Genomic DNA, 6,089 nt, shown 5'->3' with positions numbered 1-6,089 from the left:
GTCGCCTTGGTGAGCCGTTACCCCACCAACTAGCTAATGCGCCGCAGGCCCATCCCCAAGTGACAGATTGCTCCGTCTTTCCAGTTTCCTTCAGGCGAAGAAAACAACTATTCGGTATTAGCTACCGTTTCCGGTAGTTGTCCCAAACTTGAGGGCAGGTTGCCTACGTGTTACTCACCCGTCCGCCGCTAAGTATCAAGGAAGCAAGCTTCCTATCAACTCCGCTCGACTTGCATGTATTAGGCATGCCGCCAGCGTTCGTCCTGAGCCAGGATCAAACTCTCCAATAAAGTATTGAAAAGAGCGATGAGCTCATTTTGAATCTGACGAGATTAAAAATCTCATTTGTGCTCCAGCCGATTCAAGCCAAGGCTTGTTTCAAACTTTCGCGTTCATTCTGCAAGCAGAATGTTTACTCACTCGTTGTTCAGTTTTCAAAGATCAAACTTATTTTGTTACCGAATGTCGTTCTCTTCAGCAACTTTTATATCTTATCACATCCGAACCAACTTTGCAAGCTCTTTTTTTAAGTTTCTTTCGAAGCTTATTTCATTTGCTTGCCGCACCGTGTAAACCGTGTTTTCTTGGCCGGAATTCGAATATACCATGTAGAGATTTTGAATGCAAGTCTTTTTTTGAGTAATTATATATAACTCTACAATCCTTCTGTTTTTTCTACACTTCCACATTTATCTCACGTAAAAAGCCTCTCTATAAAAGAAAGGCCCTCTCATCAAGTTACTTTAATATCTATTGTTATCCGATAACCTCTTGGATATGAAGTTGCCGTTGCTGCATCAGGTTAATGATGGTTCCTTCTACTGACACCATAGGCCGTGTAGGATGATCTCGATCAGAGAATACGATCTCTCCAATCTGGTTATTGCTGAGTTTCACTCGGATGCCATTATGGATCTGGGTCGACCGTTGAACAAACACACTTACGATTGCAGGGTCCAATTTCCCAAATGCCTCACTTTGGATCTGTTCTAGGACTAGGTATGGTGATTGTGCCTTGCGGTAGATCTTCTCCAGCGTCATGGCGTGAAAAATATCAGCGATAGCTACAATCTTGGCATAAATATGTATCTGCGTCCCACTAAGCTGCAACGGGTAGCCTGATCCATCCACTTTTTCATGATGCTGCAACGCTGCAAGTCTGGCTCCCTCATTAATGGCCTTTGCCTGTTTAAGGATCTGATAACCATATTTCGTATGCTGACGAATTTCTTCTTGCTCTGTAGCCGTCAACGTGGATGGTTTATGGAGTATCTGCGGATCTACCTTGTTGTTACCAATATCATGGAACAAGCCTGCAAAAGCCACTTGCATCCAATCCTTGGAGGGGAGATCGATCCATTGAGCCAGTTGATAGGATGTGATCGCACTCAGTACGGCATGGTGATATACATAATCATGTTCTTGCATTACTCGTGGACTGAAGGTAAGCACATTATATTGTTTAAGATGTGCAAACACAGCCTCCAACTGTGTACGTAACTCATAGACCGGTAATTCAGCCGCCAAAGAGGACAGGAAAGCATTTTTCGTTAGTCCGACCATCTTCTCATACTCATCCTGCAAAGACGTTACTACAGGAGCTGTGGTGACGTTCCCTGTCTTCCCTGCCCGTTCACCATTGTTGTCATTCGCAGAACTTCCTGCGGACACAGATGCACCTTTGGTTCCTGTACTACTCGACACCGTTCTTTCTTGTTCAATATCTACCTGTTGAATCATAAAGGCTCTGAGCACTTCCATATCCTTGGGTAAAATGACTTTTCCCTTCTGAAGCAGAACGTTGCCGCGAAGTGTTTGCACATCACTCCCAAGTTTGAGTCCTGGTTTGACTTCTGACAGGGTGATTAATCCCATGTGTATTCCCCTCACTCATCGTTCTTCTATGTTAATACAAACAAGACCATAGTCCCGGTTTTTCATGATATTTCCCATTATATTACTCAGGAATCAGGCTGTACATCCCAGATTCGGAAGAATAAAAGAAGAGATTCCTTTATACAAACAAAAGGGCTCCCGGTGGGAGCCCTCGCAATCTTCTTCCAATCTCAAAGAGATCAGTCTTTATAAAATTCTATTTTATGCTTCCGAACCGGAATCGTCGTCGCCCTCAACTTCATTAACCTCAGCGTCAGAAACGGTGCCTTCTTCCAAGCTTACTTCCGGAGCTTGGGACTCCTCGCCTTCCAAGCCTTCAAGCGACTCATCGTCTGGTTCCTCTTCATTTTTGTCAATTCGGCTGACTGTAGCTACTGAATCCTCGTCACGAATATGAATCAGCTTCACACCCTGCGTGTATCGACCCATAGTGGATATGCCTTCCATGCTCATCCGGATCAACGTACCGCTGGACGTGATAATCATCAGATCCTCTTCGGTTTTAACCATTTTGAGGCTGACTACTGAGCCGTTCTTCTCTGTGACATTAATAGTCTTGATCCCTTTACCGCCACGAGTCTGCATCCGATAATCACTGACAGGTGTACGTTTACCGTAACCTTTGGCTGTAACGATCAGAACATCAAGCTCTTTATCAACTACATCCATGCCGATAACAGCATCCTGTTCATCCAATGTAATCCCTTTGACCCCGGTTGCGCTACGTCCCATGGAACGTACGTTACCTTCCGAGAATCGAATAGACATTCCGTGAGCTGTACCCATGATGATCTCTTGCAATCCATCGGTCAGCTTAACATCGATCAGAACGTCATCATCACGTAAGGAAATACCGATCAAGCCGCCTTTGCGAATATTGGTGTAATCCTCAAGTGGCGTCTTCTTCACAACCCCTTGGCGGGTAGCAAAGAACAAGTATCTGTCACTTTCGAATTCCTGGACCGGAATTACGGCATTGACCGATTCGCCCTGCTCGATCTGGATCAGGTTGATAATCGGCGTTCCCCGTGCGGTACGTCCAAGCTCTGGAATCTCGTAAGCTTTGAGACGGTACACTTTACCTTTGTCAGTGAAGAACATGAGGTAATTGTGGGAGTTGGTCACAAACAGATGCTCGACAAAGTCGGTATCTTTTGTATCCATACCCACGACCCCACGTCCACCACGTTTCTGGCTGCGGTATGTGGATACCGGCAGACGTTTCACGTAGCCTGTATGAGTAATCGTAATGATAACCTCTTCACGTGGAATCAGGTCCTCATCCAGAATGCTCTCTTCACCTACAGTGATCTCCGTACGACGATCATCGCTGAAGCGGTCGCGGATCTCTTGCAGCTCCGTACTGATAATCTCAAGCACCAGATGCTCATTGGCCAGAATTTCGCGATACTCTCTGATTTTGACCATCAGTTCGTTATATTCATTTTCAATACGTTCGCGTTCCAGACCTGTGAGTCGTTGCAAACGCATATCGAGAATAGCTTGAGCCTGATCATGACTGAGTGAGAAGCGCTCAATCAAACCTTCTCTTGCTGCATCCGCATTACTGGATGAACGAATCAACGTAATAATCTCGTCGATATGATCCAGCGCAATACGTAAACCTTCCAGAATGTGTGCACGAGCTTCAGCCTTTTTCAGTTCAAACTGCGTACGTCTGCGAATAACCTCAATCTGATGCTGCAGATAGTGATACAACACTTCACGCAAGTTCAGAATTTTAGGTTCTTTATTAACAATCGCAAGCATGTTAATCCCGAAAGTGGATTGCATCGATGTATGTTTGTACAGGTTGTTCAGGACAACCCCCGGATTCACGTCTCTGCGAAGCTCAATTACAACCCGCATACCATTACGGTCAGACTCATCACGAAGGTCAGTAATACCATCAATCTTTTTATCACGTACCAACTCGGCGATTTTCTCAACGAGTCTCGCCTTGTTTACCTGATAAGGCAGCTCTGTAACGATAATTCGTGCCTTGTTGTTATTCTCTTCGATGTTGGTTTTAGCCCGCATCGTTACTGAACCACGTCCGGTCTGATACGCCTGGCGAATGCCTGAACGGCCCAAAATGTAGCCGGACGTAGGGAAGTCTGGTCCTTGAATGTAATCCATGAGTTCCATGGATGTAATGTCCGGATTTTGAATCATGGCCTGTACACCATCAATGACCTCACCCAGGTTATGAGGAGGAATATTGGTAGCCATACCTACCGCGATCCCGCCGACCCCATTGACAAGCAAGTTAGGAAAACGAGCAGGCAGAACGATTGGCTCATGTTCTTCACCGTCATAGTTTGGTTGGAAATCAATCGTATCCTTGTTGATATCTCTGAGCATTTCCATAGCAATCTTGGACAAACGTGCTTCGGTATAACGCATGGCTGCTGCCATATCACCATCGACCGATCCAAAGTTACCATGTCCATCTACATGCATATAACGCAGGGAGAAATCCTGTGCCATCCGTACCATCGTCTCGTAAACAGCAGAGTCACCGTGTGGGTGATACTTACCGATAACTTCGCCGACGATTCTGGCTGATTTTTTATGTGGTTTATCGGGTGTCATGCCGAGCTCTGACATCGCGTACAGAATACGCCGGTGAACCGGCTTCAATCCATCACGCACGTCAGGTAAGGCACGGCTAACGATAATGCTCATCGCATAATCCATAAACGATTCACGCATCTCGACGCCTATATCCCGATCTGTAATCTGAGAGTTCATTTCTTCCGCCATGCTGGACCTCCTTCTTGTCCTTCAACAAACGTTCCATTCCGTCATGCAAAAAAAAGTTGATTATATGTGAAAAGCCTAACAAGGCTAAAACCGCGCAAGAACGCTACTCTTTATTATATTACTTTCACAAAAGTTACACAATTAAACGTCCGCTGGGCAATAGCCTTTCTTCCGGGAACTTCTGCGTGTCTGGGGATACGCCCTGCCTTCCTCCCCAATTGCACATACAATGCTAGAAAAACGGCATATGTACTGTGCCTACCGAGGCTAAAGCCATTCCCGTCCTACGATCAAACTGCAAATTGTGCAGCTCATCGCACAAAACGCCATATTTCTCTATTATACCACTGAAATCGTCTCTTGTCCTTTGATTTCTCCGTGTCTGGTCCCTCTTTAGAACTGAACAAAACATGAAAGGACTGATGAATCTTGGGTATCCAACGCGTCTCCAGCAAATGGGCCAAAACAGCCGTGTTACAACGCAGTCGCATTGTGAATGAATATATCCCAGTGACCCGAAAATATAGCCGTCAAACTCTGGAACGAATGACTGAATTATTTGAGTCCAACTATATCAAACCGGACCGTGGCACTTACGGTAATGGCGTTATGCGGGTGAGAACAACCCGTTTATACGAACCTGTTGTTAATTCCGAAGATTCCACCACAGATGCAGAGGTTTCGGAAGAAACCAATGATCGAAACCTCGCTGATGAACCCGAAACAAGTGCTGTTATCTCCAGAGCTACCTATCTCACAACAACATATCATCTCCAATACGGTACAGAGGAGAGATCATTTCATTCCCTGGACGAACTCGAACGAGCACTGAATGATCGCATTCAGGAACGTGATTATATCATTCAACAGGGAATATCGCTGATGAAGCATGAAGATTTGCCTTTTGACTTGCGTGTGTTAACTCAGAAAAATCTGCAACACAACTGGGAAACAACAGGTGTTCTGGGACGTGTTGCTGCGCCGGGCAAAATCATCACCAACATTCATGGTGGTGGGCGATTGGCCACGTTTGAAGAACTTGTACTCCCCCATCTTCACCAGGATGGCTTCAAAAAACTTCGCACCGAGCTGTACCGCTTAGGAATTCATACCGCTGTGCAATTGCAAACATCATTTCCAAGACTCAAAGAGATTGGTATTGATATTGCGCTAGACGAAGCAGGGCGTCCCTGGATTCTTGAAGTCAACACACTGCCAGGCATTTACGCTTTTGGCTTATTACCGGACAAGGGGGCTTACCGGAAGATCAAACGTTATGCGATTGCGTACGGTCGTTTGCCCTCCAAAAAGGGTAAGAGCTCCCGTCCATCCCCTAAAGCACAGGCTTCATCTGCCAAAAAACGTGTACGCAGATAACAAAGGGATATGGAGATCTAAGTATACGTCTTCCCTGTTCCATACCTTCC

The 6,089-nt window shown here is 45.7% G+C and carries 3 protein-coding genes and 1 rRNA gene; 1 reads left to right on the top strand and 3 read right to left on the bottom strand.

The window, feature by feature from the left end; translation table 11 throughout:
- The 3 genes from EL84_RS05980 to gyrA all read right to left on the bottom strand — a co-directional run.
- A 16S ribosomal RNA gene (locus EL84_RS05980) occupies positions 1 to 290 on the bottom strand; the annotation flags it as partial.
- 466 nt (positions 291 to 756) lie between these two features.
- Positions 757 to 1,875 (bottom strand): HD-GYP domain-containing protein, encoded by a 1,119-nt coding sequence (locus EL84_RS05970; RefSeq protein ID WP_047841034.1) that lies wholly within the window; start codon positions 1,873 to 1,875, stop codon positions 757 to 759.
- A gap of 222 nt (positions 1,876 to 2,097) precedes the next feature.
- A complete protein-coding gene (gene gyrA, locus EL84_RS05965; RefSeq protein WP_036612002.1) occupies positions 2,098 to 4,662 on the bottom strand; it encodes a DNA gyrase subunit A in 2,565 nt (854 codons plus the stop codon).
- A gap of 429 nt (positions 4,663 to 5,091) precedes the next feature.
- Between gyrA and EL84_RS05960 the strand changes: the two genes are divergently transcribed.
- Positions 5,092 to 6,039 carry a YheC/YheD family protein gene (locus EL84_RS05960; RefSeq protein ID WP_047841033.1) on the top strand — a complete coding sequence of 316 codons (948 nt, stop codon included), beginning with the start codon at positions 5,092 to 5,094 and terminating at the stop codon, positions 6,037 to 6,039.
- Positions 6,040 to 6,089 lie beyond the last annotated feature (50 nt).

Origin of the sequence: Paenibacillus sp. VT-400 (genome assembly GCF_001029205.1) — a bacterium.
GTDB classification, from domain to species: domain Bacteria; phylum Bacillota; class Bacilli; order Paenibacillales; family Paenibacillaceae; genus Paenibacillus; species Paenibacillus amylolyticus.
The sequence above is the reverse complement of the archived record's forward strand: the minus strand, read 5'-3'. Positions and strand labels throughout refer to the sequence as shown.